The organism is Rhizobium laguerreae, assembly GCF_002008165.1.
In the GTDB taxonomy this organism is placed as follows: domain Bacteria; phylum Pseudomonadota; class Alphaproteobacteria; order Rhizobiales; family Rhizobiaceae; genus Rhizobium; species Rhizobium laguerreae.
Map to the genome: position 1 here is coordinate 524,687 of NZ_MRDM01000010.1, position 15,704 is coordinate 540,390.

Here is a 15,704-nt window from a genome sequence, read left to right on the forward strand (position 1 = left end):
GCGAGCGGCCCGGTGCAGATGCCAACAAGAACAACGATCGGAGCATTTTCCGCACAGATTTTGCTTGAATCTAGGGCGATTGCGGCGGATTGAAAGAATTATTTCTAAAATTTTCCATTAGAAGAACGTTCAATCCGGTTTCGCACCATAGGCCCCATCAACAGGGATGCACCAGGCCGACCGCTATCAGTTCGCCATTGCGGCGGCAATGTCGATGTTGTCGCCAATCCGCCCTGGCGCGTGAGATTGGTTTGTAAGGTTGGAGCCAGCGTCAGCCCCTCATCCGCCTGCCGGCACCTTCTCCCCGTCCTGACGGGGAGGAGGGAATATGCCGTGACCTCTCCGTTCCTCACTCGCCTTTCGCAGGGCACGTCCCCTCTCCCCGTCAGAAGGGGGAGAGGGCTAGGGTGAGGGGCAATCTCGATCGCTTACTTCGCAAGCTTCGCCAACGCCGCAACCAGGCCCTGCGTCGAGGAGTCGTGCGATGCCGCACTTTCCTTGCCTTCGACGACCGGCAGCAGGCCCGTCGCCAGTTCCTTGCCGAGCTCGACTCCCCACTGGTCGAAGGAGTTGATACGGAAGAGCACGCCTTCGACGAAGACGCGATGTTCGTAAAGCGCGATCAGGCGGCCGAGCGCATAAGGCGTCAGCTTGTCGTAGACGAAGGTGATCGATGGGCGGTTGCCGGTAAAGACGCGGTGCGGCGCGATGAAATCGGCCTTTTTGTCGTCCATACCCTTGTCAGTCAGCTGCTTCTTGGCTTCTGCGAAGGTGCGCCCCTTCATCAGCGCTTCCGACTGGGCGAGAACGTTCGAGATCAGCAACTGGTGCTGGTGCCGCAGTTCCGGCTCGAAGGCGTTGGCGGCGATCATGAACTCGGCCGGGATGATGCTCGTGCCCTGATGGATGAGCTGGTAGAAGGCGTGCTGGCCGTTGGTGCCGGGTTCGCCCCAGACGACCGGGCCGGAATTGCCTTCGACCGGCGTGCCGTCGATGGTGACGCCCTTGCCGTTCGATTCCATGTCGAGCTGCTGCAGATAGGCCGGGAAGCGCGACAGGCGCTGGTCGTAGGGCAGGATGGCGCGGGTGGGGTAGCCGAGCACGTTGCGATGGTAGAAGCCGATCAGACCGAGCAGCATCGGCAGGTTCTCGGTAATCGGCGCCTTACGGAAATGATTGTCGACGGCATGGGCGCCGTCGAGGAATCTGCCGAAATTCTCAGGCCCGACGGCGATCATCAGCGGCAGGCCGATCGCCGACCAGATCGAGTAACGGCCGCCGACCCAGTCCCAGAAGCCGAAGACGCGGGCGCTGTCGATGCCGAAGGCGGCGACCTTGTCGAGCGCCGTCGAGACGGCGGCGAAGTGGTGCTGCACGGCGGCTTCGCCGAGCGCCCTGGCGATGAAGTTGCGCGCCGTCTGCGCATTGGTCATCGTCTCGACGGTGGTGAAGGTCTTCGAGGCAACGATGAACAGCGTCGTTTCCGGCTGTACCAGCTTCAGGATGTCGGCGATATGGGCGCCGTCGATGTTGGAGACGAAATGCGCGCGCGGACCGTCATGGAAGGGGGCAAGCGCCAGCGTTGCCATGACAGGGCCAAGGTCCGAGCCGCCGATGCCGATATTGATGACATCAGTGATCGCCTTGCCGGTCACACCCTTCAGCGTGCCGGAGCGGACGTCGTCGGCAAACTTGCCCATGGCGGCAAGCACTGCATTGACGTCGGGCATGACGTCCTTGCCGTCGACCAGAACCGGCGTGTTGGAACGGTTGCGCAATGCGGTGTGCAGAACGGCGCGATCCTCGGTGAAGTTGATCGCCTTGCCGGAGAACATTTCCTCGCGCTTCTTTTCGACACCGCCTTCTTCGGCGAGCTTTACCAGGAGCTTGAGGATGTCGTCATTCACCGCGGTCTTGGAAAAATCCATCAGCAGGTCGTCAAGCGCGACGGAAAAGCGCGAAAAGCGCTGCGAATCGGCGGCGAAGGCGGCACGGATATCAATTGCCTTGGTGGCATCAGCGGTGCTTTTCAGCTGTTCGACGATCGCGTTCATGGGAGGCTCCTTTGGAGGCGGAAAGGTTGCGGAAACTATTCGCTTTCTCACCCGCAAATCAAGTTCAGCCACCAGCCGAAATAGAAAAAAGCCACCCGCGGCGAGCGGATGGCTGTCAATTTCATGACAGCGCCGCGCTTCCGAAAGACGCGCAAAGGACGCTGTAACACTTTGAATTCGTCAAATTCAGCCGCGCAGGTCCTTGCGCAGAATCTTGCCGACCGGCGACTTCGGCAGCTCGGTGCGGAATTCGATGAAGCGCGGGCGTTTGTAGTTGGTGAGGTTGGCGATGCAATGGGCCTTCACCTCGGCTTCCGTCAGGTTCGGATCCTTCCTGACCACGAAGAGCTTCACCGCCTCGCCCGAATGTCCGTCCGGCACGCCGATGGCCGCGGCTTCGAGGATGCCGGCATGCATGGCGGCGACTTCCTCTATCTCGTTCGGATAGACATTGAAGCCCGAGACCAGGATCATGTCCTTCTTGCGGTCGACGATCTTGGTGTAGCCGCGTTCGTCCATGAAACCCATGTCGCCCGTGCGGAAGTAGCCGTCGTCGGTCATCGCCCGCGCCGTCTCTTCCGGCTTCTGCCAATAGCCGGCCATCACCTGCGGCCCGCGGATGCAGATCTCGCCGACGTCGCCGAGCGGCAGCGAATTGCCTGCCTCGTCGCGGATGTCGAGGTCGGTGGAGGGAAGCGGCAGACCGATCGTGCCGGTGAACTCAGGCGAATCGAAGCGGTTGGCAGTGGCAACAGGCGATGTCTCGGAAAGGCCGTAGCCTTCCGTCACTGCCGTGCCCGTCATCTTCAGCCAGCGTTCGGCGACCGGGCGCTGGACGGCCATGCCGCCACCCAGCGACATGATCAGCGAGGAGAAGTCGAGCTTGGCAAAATCGGCATTGTTCATCAGCGCATTGAACAGCGTGTTGAGGCCGGGGAAGATATGCACCTTCGATTTTTCGAATTCCTTGACGAGACCGGGAATGTCGCGCGGATTGGCGATCAGGATATTGTGGGCGCCAAGCGACATGCCCATCAGCGAATTCACCGTCAGCGCGAAGATGTGGTAGAGCGGCAGGGCGCAGAAAAAATTTAGCACCTCCGGCTCTTTCTTGCGCTCGAAGGCCGATCGAAGCCAGAGCGACAGCTGCGCCTTGTTGGCAAGCAGGTTCTGATGCGTCAGCACCGCGCCCTTGGCAACGCCCGTCGTGCCGCCGGTATATTGCAGGAAGGCGATATCGCTGCCCGTCAGCGTGACGGGCTGGAGCTTTTTTCCCGCACCTTCACGCAGCACCTGGCCGAAGCCTTTGTGCTGAGGGATCGACCAGGAGGGAACGAGCTTTTTCACCTTGCGCACGACGAAATTGACGATCAGCCCCTTCGGCCCCAGCATTTCCCCGAGCGAGGTGACGACGACGTGGCGCAGATCGGTCTTGTTGAGGACCTGCTCCACCGTGCGGGCAAAATTCTCCAGCACGAAAATCGCCTTGGCGCCGGAATCCCGCAACTGGTGTTCGAGCTCGCGCGGCGTATAGAGCGGGTTGACGTTCACCACCACGAGGCCGGCGCGCAAGATGGCATAGGTCGCGATCGGGTTCTGCAGCACGTTCGGCATCATCACGGCGACGCGGTCGCCCTTTTGAAGGCCGATGCTTTGCAGCCAGGCGGCGAGTTTGCGCGTCTGGCTCTCCAGCTCGCGATAGCGCATCGCCTTGCCCATGCTGGAAAAGGCGGTCCGGTCGGCGTAACGGGCGCAGGATTTTTCGAGCAGTTCTGTAAGCGAGGCATATTCCAGCGGCGGAATCTCTGCCGGAACGATATCGGGATAGGCGGCAAGCCAGGGCTTGCCGGGCTTGGCTCCGTTCGGATGGACGGAAATGCTGTTCATCGTATCCTCTCTCCCTTGCGGCCGCCGCGCCGGCCGCGCCGGTGATCGGCTGGCCCACAATTGACTGGAAGAGTCCTCCATCTTCCAGTCCAGCAGCTTATGCCATTGCCTGAACGGTTCAAGCCGAATGAAGCTATACTAACCTTGACGTAAACGTCAACATTCGCCCGTTGCGAGGTCGTGGAAGGATGGGAACTTTGAGTCCGCCATGACGTTGATCTTGCATACCCATCATGAGGAAACACCAAAAGAAGGTGCACAAATGTTGAACGAGGATACTGACGCCACCCGCCGTGACCCCAATGTCAAGGACACGCATTCGCTGATCGCCAGCGACCGCGTCGAGGGCACCCGCGTCTATGGTCCGGATGGCAGGCATATCGGCTCGATCGAACGCCTGATCATCGGAAAGCGCGACGGCCGCGTCGCCTATGCCGTGCTGAGCTTCGGCGGCTTCCTGGGCATCGGTCACGATCACTATCCGCTTCCCTGGGAAAAGCTGAACTACGACACCCAGCTGGACGGCTATCGCATCGACCTGACCAAGGAGCAGATCGAAGGCGCTCCGAGCTATTCGGACGATGACGACACCTGGTACAACGACAATGGCCGCCGGGTCTATGATTACTACGGCGTGCCGCCCTACTGGATGTAACGTCGTCCGATAGGCCGAGCTGGAAGGGCCCCGCGGATGCGGGGCCTTTTTGGTGTTAGGTTCGTGTCGATGGCTGCCTATTGTTGGTTCGCGCCAATGGTTGCCCCTCATCCGGCTGCCGCCACCTTCTCCCCGCTCGCGGGGCGAAGGGGGTATGCCGCGGCCTCTCCGTTCCCTCAGCCTCTCGCAGGGCACGTCCCCTCTCCCCGTTTTTACGGGGAGAGGGTTAGGGTGAGGGGCAGCCACTAGCGCGAACCGACAACAAGATCATTGGCCGATCGCAGCACGGTGCCGACAGTAATGTCACCTGTTTCAATCGCTCTTGCCGTCCTCACAATAAACACATGGCTCTCGCCCGGCAGCAGCGTCACCAGCATCGTGTCGACAACGGCCTCCGGATCCAGCCGGTCGGCCATCAGGCAGAGATCCTTGAGGAAGTTTTGCGCCGTCACCTTGACCGCATACCCGCCGTCGATCCCGACCACATCGACAGTCAGCCGTGGCGCCTGAAGGTTGAGCCCGATATCCTCGACGAAATAGTGGAAGGCGCGCCTGTCCAGCATTTGCACGACGATGACCTCGTCCTTCGGTAAGCCTGGAGTGACGATCTCCTCGGGCAGCGGAAATTCCTTTGCCTCGAAACGATCGCAGAGCAGGCGCCAGAATTCGAATTCGGCAAGCACGGTGCCGTCGAGCTTCAGGCGTTTGCCGCTGATCTTCGCCCGCCAGAACAGCGTTCGTTCATTGACGGCCACCGCCGCAAGTCCGCCGTCGCGCGGCTGGATCGTCAGCAGGCGCGGATCATAGGCTGCCTTCAGCGCATACCAGAGCGGCTTGCGGCGTCCGGCGGAATCGAGGGCCGCCCAGGAGGTCACCGGCCAGCAATCGTTGAACTGCCAGACGACAGCACCCTTGCAGATACTGCGATGCGAGCGCATGTGCTCGACGCCGAAACGGATGGCGCGTGCCTGGTTGAGCTGGGTGGCGAAGTGCCAGTCGTCCATCGTCCTCGGCTCCGGCAGATGGCCGGACAGGCCGCGGATCAGCTTGTCATTGCCCTCTGTCGCCTTCTGATGGTGGAAGACGCCGTTCGATTGTGGCGTCAGCGGCGCGTCGTGCACGCTTTCTTCGATCGTCGGCCATGCCGCCGGCGCCTGCCAGCCGAATTCGGAGCAGAAGCGCGGGATATAATTGCGGTAGACCTCGTAGCCGACATCGTTCCACACGTCCCAGATATGTTTGCAGCCATGTGCGTCTGCGTTGGGTTCGATCTCCATCGAGCCGGAATAGGGACTTCCGGGATAATAGGGCCGGTCCGGATCGAGTTCGGCGCAGAGTTTCGGCAGCAGGTCGAGATAATAGCCGAGCCCCCAGCTTTCGCCCGCCTTGATGATCGGCCGCCAGCCCCATTCGTCGAAGCCCCAGATGTTCTCGTTATTGCCGTTCCAGAGGACGAGCGAGGCATGTGGCATCAGTCGCACGACATTGTCGCGCACCTCCGCCTCGATCTCGCTTCTGAGCGGCTCCTCCTCCGGATAGGCGGCGCAGGCAAAGAGGAAATCCTGCCAGACCAGCATGCCGGCGCGGTCGCAGGCCTCATAGAATTCGTCGGCCTCGAAGATGCCGCCGCCCCAGACGCGCAGCATGTGGATATTGGCTGCCTTTGCCTCCTCGATCCGCGCGGCGTAGCGCTCGGCCGTGACCCGCGGGGGAAAACAATCGTCAGGAATCCAGTTCGCCCCGCAGATGAAGAGCGGTACGTCGTTGATGACGAAGGTAAAGGCCGAGCCATGCTCGTCGGCTGCGGTATCGAGCCGCAGCGAGCGAAAGCCGAGTTCGCGCTGATAGCTGTCGAGCAGATCGTCGCTGGCCTCGTCGACCAGCCTCAGCGTCATCGGGTAGAGCGGCTGGGCGCCGAGATGGTGCGGCCACCACAGCTGCGGCGAGGGGAGGGCAAGCTCGAAGGAAACCGCGTCTTCGTCAGGCCCAATCGCCACCGTCATGGTCACGCCGCCGATTGCGGCGACGAGCCTCAACGGCGTCTTGTCGCCCTGCCGCGCCAACCGGGCATGGACCTTCACCAAGCCGTCGCCGCCGACAAGTGTTGCCGACACCCTGGTTTCGGCAAGCCGCGCCCGGTGCCAGCTTTCCAGCCGGATGGGCTTCCAGAGGCCAGCCGTCACCAGCGTCGGCCCCCAGTCCCAGCCGAAATTGCAGGCCATCTTGCGCATCAGATTGCCCGGTCCCGGATAGTTGTTGGGACGGTAGCCGTAATGTTTTTCCATCTCCGCGCCATAGGCGTAGGCGGAGCGGAAGGTGACCGTGAGTTCGTTCTGGCCAGCCTTCAGGAGCCGGGAAACATCGAAACGATAGGTACGGTGCATGTTGAAGGTGCGGCCGATCTCTTCGCCGTTGAGGGATATCACCGCGACCGTATCGAGCCCGTCGAAGACCAGTTCCTGCACCCTGGCATAGTCAGGCACCGCCTCGAAACTGCAGCGATAGGTCCAGTCGGTCTTGCCGATCCAGTCATTGGTGATCTCGTTGACGTCAATATAGGGATCGGGGATCAGCCGGTTGGCGACAAGGTCGAGATGCACGCAGCCCGGCACCGTCGCGGGTATTGCAGCCGGCAGGCCGGGCCTTGCTGTATCGTTACAGGAGAGCGTCCAGCCGGAATTGAGCGCAGTCTTTTCGATCATGGCGGGCTCCTGATGCATGCCGCTTGAAGCTGAGGGATTATCTATGGATTGGAACGTACCGGTGGTTCGGCATGAGATGCCTCAGAGAAACCGGCCGTGGCGCTGCAGCACCTCGATCTTGTAGCCATCCGGATCGCTGATGAAGAAGAACAGGCCGAAGAGCTTGCCGTCGCGGTTGAGCTCCACCAGTTCACCGGGCTTGAGCCCGAGCTTTGACAGCCGCTCGCGCTCGACCGCCACCTCTTCGACGGAGACGGCGAGATGGCCATAGGCATTGCCCTGATCGTAGGGCGCGGTCCGGCCCTTGTTGACGGTCAGTTCCAGCTCGAAGCCGGTCTCGGCATTGCTCATGTAAATCAGCGTGAAGGTTTCGAAATCGACGCGGTCGGCGACCGAAAGGCCGAATGCCCTCTCGTAGAATTCGACGGAGCGCCCCTCATCGAGAACGCGGATCATGGAGTGGATCATCTTCGCCAAGTCTGCCTCCCATTGCCCTACAGCGCCGCAGTCTTGGTACCCGTCCTCTTACGCCGCGCGCAAGCCGATTCTTCGGGTAATCGCTCCTTCGATCAAGCCCATGGCGTCATAGATCAGCACTGCCATCAGGCCGACGATCAGTCCGCCCTGCAGGATGAAGGCGGTGTTGTCGGAAATCAGCCCGGCGATGATGACCTCGCCGAGGCCCTTTGCCGCAACCGTCGAGCCGATTGTCGCCGTGCCGATATTGATCACGGTCGCAACCTTCAGCCCCTCGAGGATCAGCGGCAGGGCAAGCGGCAGCTCGACGCGCCACAGCCGCTGCGTGCCGTTCATGCCCATGCCGTCGGCGGCATCGAGCACCTGCGGCGAAACCTGCTTCAAGCCGGCAACTGTGTTTTCGAAGATCGGCAGCAGGCCGTAGAGAAAGAGGGCGATCAGCGTCGGCATGGCGCCGAAACCCGTGGCGGGAACGGCGAGCGCCAGCACCGCGACCGGCGGAAAGGTCTGCCCCGCATTGGCGATGGCGCGCGACAGCGGCAGGAAGTCAGCCCCGCTTTCCCGCGTCACGAAGATGCCGCCGATAACGGCGAGGACGGCGCTGCAGACGATCGAGCCGATCACCAGCTGCAGATGGCCGGCGGCCAGCGAGGCCAGGCTGTTCTGCGTATAAACGGCAGGCGCATTGTTGCTGGTCAGCGGAACCAGCAGGAAGGAGAGCCACTCCGTCCTGAACAGCAGGATGAGCAGCAGGGCCAGCGCCGCCAGGCGGAAGAGATTGGCGACGACGAGCTTCATGCCTTGCGGCCCAGTTCGAGCAGCCGCGTCATCGAGATCGATCCCACTGCCGCCTTTTGCGCATCCTGCACCGCCGCCTCGTCGACCCCCTGCCAGATCATTTCGGCCAGCGCGTCGCGGAGACTGAGCGACTGCGGCAGGGCATAGGCGAGACCGTTCTTGGCCGGCTCCATGCTTTCCTTCAGCGGCAGCAGCGACATCAGCTTCAGCGCCCGGTCGGAGGTGCCGGTCAATTGCTGCACGAAGGGATCGGCGGGTTCGGTGAGGATCTTTTCCGGCGTCGAGCATTGCAGCAATCTGCCCTCGCTCATCACCGCGATCTGGTTGCCGAGATGGAAGGCCTCATCCATGTCATGGGTGACGAGGATGACAGTCGTGCCGAACTGCTTCTGAATCGCCAGCAGATCGTCTTGCGCCTTGCCGCGGATGACGGGATCGAGGGCGCCGAAGGGTTCGTCCATCAACAGCAGTTCCGGTTCGGCCGCCAGCGCTCGGGCGACGCCGACGCGCTGCTGCTGGCCGCCGGAGAGCTGATGCGGATATTTGTCGGCAAAGCTTGCCGGATCGAGGTTGAAAAGCCCGAGCAGTTCCTCGACCCGCTTGGCGATGCGGGCGGAATCCCAATCGAGAAGCTGCGGCACGGTGGCGATATTCTGCGCCACGGTCCGGTGCGGAAACAGGCCGTGCCCCTGGATCGCATAGCCGATCTTGCGGCGAAGCTCGGTCACGTCAACGTCCATCACATTCTGCCCGCCGACGAAGATTTCGCCTTCGGTGATCGGCACCAGCCGGTTGATCATCCGCATCAGCGTCGATTTGCCGGAGCCCGACGTGCCGACGATGACGGTGATCTCGCCCTTCTCGACACGCATCGAAACATCGTCGACGACGGTGGCGGCGCCATAGCGCTTTGTGATGTTCCTGATCTCGATCATGGTCATGCGGCAGATCCCCGGATGCTTTCGATGACCGCATCGAGGATGACGGCCGATGAGAAGGCGAAGAAGACGGTCGGCACGGCGCCGAGCAGGACGAGGTCCATGGCCGTCTGGCCGAGCCCCTGGAAGATGAAGATGCCGAAGCCGCCGCCGCCGATCAATGCGGCGATCGTCACCATGCCGATCGCCTGCACCAGCACGATGCGGATGCCGGTGAGGATGACGGGAAAGGCGAGCGGCATGTCGATGCGGGTCAGGATCTGCCAGCGTGTCAGCCCCATGCCGGCCGCGGCGTCCCGCACCGAGGGATCGACGCCCTGCAGGCCGACGACAGTGTTGGCGACGATCGGCAGCAGCGAATAGAGCACCAGCGCAATCAAGGCAGGCGCCGTGCCGATGCCGCGAATGCCGATCGCGGCGGCGAGCGGCACATGGGTGGCGAGGTAGCCGAGCGGCAGCATCAACAGGCCGAAGAGTGCCAGACTGGGGATCGTCTGGATGAGGCTCAGCCCCTGCAGCACGATGGCCCGCAGCTTCGGCACCCAGAAGCAGAGGATGCCGAGCGGCAGGCCGAGAATAATGGCGATGGCAAGCGAGCCGAACGCCAAGAGCAGATGCGAGATCGCTTCGGTCTCGAACTGCGGGGCCCGTGTCGAAAATTCCTTCATGATCGAAAGGCTGTCGAGCAGGCCGGAGGAAAGCGAGATGAAGAGCAGCGCCGTATAGGCTGCAAGGGCTGCGACCCGCATCCAGGGCGCCAGGCGGATCTTCACCAGCGCATCGGATATGACGAGGCCGATCACGGCAAACAGCACCCAGAAGCCGCCGCCGGGCGTCATGCGCGCTACCGTGCTGCCGGGCGGCGTTGCCGCGGTCGAGACGAGGCCGATTGCAACGATCAGCGCCGCAAGGCAGAGTGTGGCGATGACAAGCCGCGTGACGGCATGACGTAGGAACAGCGTGGCGAAGGCGGTGAGAAGGAGAAGCACGGTCAGGATGATGACGGAAAGCTGGGGAAGTAGCTGCATCAGCAGCATCGGCTTGCCGGCGGCGATGCGATTTGCCTTCACGTAGATGAAGGGCATCAGTGCTGTTGCCGCGATGCCGCCGGCCACCAGAACCACGCCGAGCCGGTCCAGCCTGCGGACCGCTAAGGTTTCTTCCATTAAATCAACCCTGTCTGGCCAACCCTGTCAGGAAAGCCAACCCTGTCAGGAAAGAAAGCTCCGCCCGTAACCGGGCGGAGCGGGCAATGACTATTTCAGGAAGCCTTTTTCCTTGAGATAGGCTTCGGCGACCGACTTTGCCGGCTCACCGTCGACCTGGATCTTGGCGTTGAGCTTGCGCAACTCGTCGGCGGTCAGGCTCTTGAAGATCGGCGAGAGCACTTCCTCGATCTTCGGATTGGCCTTCAACACCTCTTCGCGGATGATCGGCGTCGGGGCATAGACCTGCTGGACGTTCTTGTCGTCTTCGAGAACGGTGAGCTCGGCCGCTTCGATCGCGCCGTCGGTGCCGTAGACCATGGCGGTGTTGACGCCGTTCGTCTGGTCGGCGGCCGCCTTGATCGTTGCCGCCGTGTCGCCGCCGGAAAGCACGACCATCTGGTCGGGCTTCAACTGGAAGCCGTAGGTCGTCTGGAAGGCGGGAAGCGCGCCGGCCGAATTGACGAATTCGGCGGAGGCGGCAAGCTTGGCGGCACCGCCGCCGGCCACCCATTTGCCGAAGTCCGTGAGGCTCTTCAAGTTGTTCGGCCCGGCGACATCGCTGCGCACGGCAAGCGCCCAGGTGTTATTAGCAGGCGACGGTGTCAGCCAGACGATCTTGTTGGCGTCGTAATCGAGCTTCTTCGCCAGCTCATAGCCCTGGTCGATGTTCTTCCAGGCGGCGTCATCGGCCTTGTTGAAGAAGAAGCCGGCATTGCCTGTATATTCGGGATAGATATCGATTTCGCCGGCGGTGATCGCCTTGCGCACGACGGGTGTCGCGCCAAGCGCGATGCGGTCCTGCGTCTTGATGCCGTTCGCTTCGAGAGCGAGCGCGATGACGTTGCCGAGCAGCGTGCCTTCCGTGTCGATCTTCGACGAAACGACGACGTCTGCGGCATGGGCCGCACCCGCAGCGAAGGCGGAGAGCGAAACGGCAAGTGCGAGTTTCTTCAGCATGGAAAGTCCCCTTTTTCAAAAACCGTTGACCTACAGCGCTGCACGTCTTTCGGACGTGCAAGGACGTTGTAGCACTTTGAATTGCTGCATAATTTTATCTTAAATCGATACCGAATTAAGGAATTATGCAGTGGCCCAAGCCCCGGGCGGGAGGCCTGCGCATAGGAAATCCGCCGGCGAAGGCGGTGAAGCCGCCATCATGCCGGAATTGCGTGCGTGATGGAAATAGCGTGCATGCTCGAAAAATCGATGCAAGCCCCCTCCAGTATTTGCGGTCGCGGCACGATTATGGCGGCGAATGCACCTCCGCGCGCGGAAACGCATTCCCTTTTCCAAGGCCGGCGCGATTTGTTTTTGTCCCCTTGCGTGTCTCCACGATATTCCCCGGCTCTATTGCGGATTCCCGCCGGCCGGATTTTTCTATGATCGAACGATAGCCCGCCTCTCCGGAGGCAGGGATATCTTTTTTCCTGAACACATCATATCGTCCGGTTTTTCCAGCGCTTTCCGGAGGCGGCCGTTTGCATCTTGGTGCCCTGTTCATCGCAAGCCATGTCCTGACCTCCGGTTCGGTCCGCGAGACGGCGCGGCGCTTCCAGCTGTCGCCCTCCACCGTCTCGACGGCAATCCATAATCTCGAGACCGAACTGGCGATGACGCTGACGGAACGCGCCTCCGGCGAGCTGGCGACGCTGATTGCGAGCGGCAGGGTGCTGGAAGGCCTGAAGCCAATCATGGCTGCGATCGCTGAGCTCGGCCAATGGGCCGGTCACGACGCCGCCGCCGCCGAGAGCGACGAGGCCTGGGCATCCCGCATTCCCGTCAAGATCGTCACGATGGAGCGTTTTCTCGAAGTAGCCGACCAGGGCAGCATCAACCGGGCCGCTCGCCGCCTTCGCCTCGGTCAGCCGCAGCTTTCGCTTCAGCTTGCCAATCTTGAGAAATTTCTGAGGCATCGCCTGTTCGAGCGCCAGGCGCAGGGCTCGGTCCTGACGGAGGAGGGCAGGCGCGCCTACCAGATCTTCATGGCGATTAGTCAGGCGTGGAACGATCTCAAATCGTCGGCCGACGAGCGTTATCGGCGCACCGCCCGGTCGCTGCGCATCGGCTCGATCATTCCGACCGGATCGGAAAGCTGGGTGGCGCGCTGCCTGGGCTCGCTCGTGTCGGAATGGAATATGCGCCGCAACAACAATGCGATCTCGCTGGTCTCGATGACTGCCGACGATCTGCGTGAGGCGCTGAAGAGCGGCCGCATCGATGTCGCGATCCTGGATTCGGTCTTCGGGCTGGAAAGCTTCCGGCATCGCGAACTGCTGCAGACCGAGATGGTGGTGATCGCGCCGCCGGATAGTACCGGATCCAGCGTTGCCGATCTCGTCGCCGGCCATCCGATCTGCATGCCGAGCCCGCGCACCGGCCTCGGCCATGCGGCGATGGCCTTCAGCTACGAACGCGCGCCCGACCGGCGCCTGCGCGGCCAGGATATCACCGCGGCGGATTCGCTGCCTGTCATCGTCGACCTCGTCGCCAATCACGGTTACGTCTCCTTCCTCGGCCGGGTCAGCGCCATGCCGATTGCCGACAAGGTGCGTATCGTCGATCTCGACGAGCATCTGCCGATGTCCTATCACGTCGCCTTCAACCATCGCAAAGCCGCCGCCGATGCCTGCACAATGATCATCGAGGCGGCGGCGAGAATTACGTCAAAACCGCAGCCGTGGCTTAAGCCGCGGCGGAGCTAGGGAGACTGCAGCGTGACGATCTTGCTGGAAGTGTGCGTCGACAGTGCCGAAGGCCTTGCCGCTGCGATCGAGGGTGGCGCCGGGCGCATCGAGCTCTGCTCGGCGCTGGAACTCGGTGGTCTGACGCCGGTGCCGAGCCTGATGCGGATCGCCGCCCGCGCACCCATTCCGGTCTACGCGATGATCCGCCCACATGCCGGTCCGTTCATCTTCGACGGGGCAGATGAGGAGGCGATGATGATCGACATCGATGCCGTGCGGACATCAGGCCTTGCCGGTGTGGTCATCGGCGCCAACCGGCCGGATGGCACGCTCGACATGCCGTTGATCCGCCGTTTGAAGGCGCATGCCGCAGGCCTCGGTTCGACGCTGCATCGCGCTTTCGATCTGGTGCCGGATGCCGACCAGGCGCTGGAACAGGCGGTCGAGCTCGGCTGCGAACGCATCCTGACCTCCGGCTGCGCATTGAAGGCCACCGAAGGCCTCGACACGCTGAAGCGCATTTCGGCAAAGGCGGCCGGGCGCATTTCGATCATGCCCGGCAGCGGCATCCGCCCCGCCAATGTCGGTGAAATATTACGGGCGACCGGCGCCCGCGAGGTCCACGGTTCCTGCAGCTCGCCCGTCGAAAGTGCCGATCCGCGCGCCGTTGCTTTTGGTTTCGAGGCGAGAAGCACGAACAAGACGGATGTCGCGATTGTCCGGCAGATGCGCAGGGCGATTGAGGTGGCGGGTTAGCCCGACTGCGGGAGAATGGATATGCCGCAACATCTCGATTCCCTCTTCTCCCCAGCGGGGGTCCGAAGGACGGGTTGAGACCGGCGGCTCAACCCAGGCAAAGGTGCCCGTAGGGCGGATGAGGGGGCCGGCGAAGCCGGTCTTTTACAACGCCTATGTGGACTTCGACCACGCCGGTATCGGATTGACCGTGTTCAGGCGGCGCTTGCCATCGGCTTGGTGGAATAGGTTTAGGTGAAGGATGTGCCGTATGGCCCCCTCATCCGCCTGCCGGCACCTTCTCCCCGAGGGGAGAAGAGAACATGCCGCGACCTCTCCGTTCCCCTCCTACCCCTTACGGGGCATGTCCCCAACACTGATCACCGCCTTGATCAGCCCATTCTTCTCATGCGCCCAGCGCGCGAGATCGCGCGGCGCATCGGTAAGCGTCGTGCGGTGGGTGATGAGTTTGTCCACCGGCACCAGGCCTTTGGCGATCGAGTCCGCCACATGCTCGAAATCGACGCGGGTGGCGTTGCGGCTGCCGATTACCATCATCTCGCGCTTGTGGAATTCGGGATCGGAGAAGCGGATATCGTCCTTGACGACGCTGACCAGCACCAGCGCGCCGCCATGGGCGACGAAGGAGAAGGCCTTCTCCATAGAAGGGCCGTAACCGGTCGCATCGAAGACCACGTCGAAACCATCGCCATTGGTCTTTGCCCGGACGGCATCCGTTGTCGCCTCGTTAGCAACGATGCCGGAGGTGAAGCCGAAACGATCCGATGCCATCTGCAGCCGCTCGGTGCTGGTATCGAGCAGCGTCACCTGATGGCCAGCGATGCGCGAGAAGATCGCTGCCCCGAGCCCGATGGGCCCGGCGCCGATGACGAGCGCCCGTGCTCCCGCACCGGTCATCGAGCGGCGCACCGCATGCGCGCCGATCGCCAGGAACTCGGTCGTCGCCGCCGCTTCGAGGCTTACACCTTCGGCGGCATAGAGGTTCTCGGCCGGAACCGAAATCTCCTCGCAGAAGGCGCCGTCGGTATGGACGCCGAGCACCTTGATATTGGTGCAGCAATTCGGCTTGCCCTGGCGGCAGGCAATACATTGCCCGCAGGAGAGATAGGGATTGACGATGACGGGCGTGCCGACCGCGATAGTGACGCCGTCGCCCGCTTCCAGCACCGTCGCCGAGATCTCATGCCCCATCACCCGGGGATATTCGAGGAAGGGATGGTTGCCCTCGAAGATATGATAGTCGGTACCGCAGATGCCGACATGGCTGACGGCAAGCCGCACCCAGCCGGCGGCGGGAGCCGCTGGCGAAGGACGCTCGACGATCTCGAGCACGCCGGGCTCCCGGCAAAGAACTGCTTTCATGACGGGTCTCGCATCCTTCGTTCTTTACTCTCTGTCGGGGCACTGCTGTTCGGTTCGTGCGGATAGCTACCCCTCACCCTAACCCTCTCCCCGTAAACGGGGCGAGGAGACGTGCCCTGCACAACGTCAAACGGGACGGAGAGGTTTGCGGCATTTGCCCTTCTCCCCGCGAGCGGGGAGAAG

Annotated in this window: 11 protein-coding genes and 1 pseudogene; 3 read left to right on the forward strand and 9 right to left on the reverse strand. The window is 62.3% G+C overall.

The annotated features are described in order from the left end of the window. Positions 1-428: 428 nt before the first annotated feature. Together pgi and BS630_RS11110 are read right to left on the reverse strand one after the other, a co-directional pair. On the reverse strand, positions 429-2,054 hold the full coding sequence (pgi, locus tag BS630_RS11105; RefSeq protein ID WP_077977448.1) for a glucose-6-phosphate isomerase: 1,626 nt from the start codon (positions 2,052-2,054) through the stop codon (positions 429-431). 186 nt (positions 2,055-2,240) lie between these two features. After that, positions 2,241-3,941, reverse strand: coding sequence for a long-chain fatty acid--CoA ligase (locus BS630_RS11110; RefSeq protein WP_077977449.1), 1,701 nt, complete (start codon positions 3,939-3,941; stop codon positions 2,241-2,243). Positions 3,942-4,203: 262 nt separating this feature from the next. Here BS630_RS11110 and BS630_RS11115 point away from each other — a divergent pair, with 262 nt between their 5' ends. Next, entirely contained in the window at positions 4,204-4,596 is a 393-nt protein-coding gene (locus BS630_RS11115; RefSeq protein WP_017958814.1) for a PRC-barrel domain-containing protein, read from the forward strand. Between the two features lie 245 nt (positions 4,597-4,841). Here the strand turns inward: BS630_RS11115 and BS630_RS11120 are convergent, their stop codons facing one another. The 6 genes from BS630_RS11120 to osmF all read right to left on the reverse strand — a co-directional run bounded on the left by BS630_RS11120 (position 4,842) and on the right by osmF (position 11,676). Next, positions 4,842-7,298, reverse strand: coding sequence for a glycoside hydrolase family 2 protein (locus BS630_RS11120; RefSeq protein WP_077977450.1), 2,457 nt, complete (start codon positions 7,296-7,298; stop codon positions 4,842-4,844). Positions 7,299-7,379: 81 nt separating this feature from the next. Further along, a complete protein-coding gene (locus BS630_RS11125; protein ID WP_077977451.1) occupies positions 7,380-7,775 on the reverse strand; it encodes a VOC family protein in 396 nt (131 codons plus the stop codon). A gap of 48 nt (positions 7,776-7,823) precedes the next feature. Then, positions 7,824-8,573 carry an ABC transporter permease gene (locus BS630_RS11130; RefSeq protein ID WP_077977452.1) on the reverse strand — a complete coding sequence of 250 codons (750 nt, stop codon included), beginning with the start codon at positions 8,571-8,573 and terminating at the stop codon, positions 7,824-7,826. Next, positions 8,570-9,514: an ABC transporter ATP-binding protein gene (locus BS630_RS11135; RefSeq protein WP_077977453.1), complete on the reverse strand. Its 945-nt coding sequence runs from the start codon at positions 9,512-9,514 to the stop codon at positions 8,570-8,572. The genes BS630_RS11130 and BS630_RS11135 overlap by 4 nt, the downstream gene beginning before the upstream one ends. Next, positions 9,511-10,677: an ABC transporter permease gene (locus BS630_RS11140; protein ID WP_077977454.1), complete on the reverse strand. Its 1,167-nt coding sequence runs from the start codon at positions 10,675-10,677 to the stop codon at positions 9,511-9,513. The genes BS630_RS11135 and BS630_RS11140 overlap by 4 nt, the downstream gene beginning before the upstream one ends. A gap of 90 nt (positions 10,678-10,767) precedes the next feature. After that, positions 10,768-11,676 (reverse strand): glycine betaine ABC transporter substrate-binding protein OsmF, encoded by a 909-nt coding sequence (osmF, locus tag BS630_RS11145; protein ID WP_077977455.1) that lies wholly within the window; start codon positions 11,674-11,676, stop codon positions 10,768-10,770. Between the two features lie 521 nt (positions 11,677-12,197). Between osmF and BS630_RS11155 the strand changes: the two are divergent. Together BS630_RS11155 and BS630_RS11160 are read left to right on the forward strand one after the other, a co-directional pair. After that, positions 12,198-13,437: pseudogene (locus BS630_RS11155) on the forward strand (LysR family transcriptional regulator). Continuing rightward, a complete protein-coding gene (locus BS630_RS11160) occupies positions 13,434-14,159 on the forward strand; it encodes a copper homeostasis protein CutC (RefSeq protein ID WP_077977457.1) in 726 nt (241 codons plus the stop codon). The pseudogene BS630_RS11155 and the gene BS630_RS11160 overlap by 4 nt, the downstream one beginning before the upstream one ends. 327 nt (positions 14,160-14,486) lie before the next feature. Here the strand turns inward: BS630_RS11160 and BS630_RS11165 are convergent, their stop codons facing one another. Beyond that, positions 14,487-15,521 (reverse strand): zinc-binding alcohol dehydrogenase family protein, encoded by a 1,035-nt coding sequence (locus BS630_RS11165; RefSeq protein ID WP_077977458.1) that lies wholly within the window; start codon positions 15,519-15,521, stop codon positions 14,487-14,489. Positions 15,522-15,704: the final 183 nt, after the last annotated feature.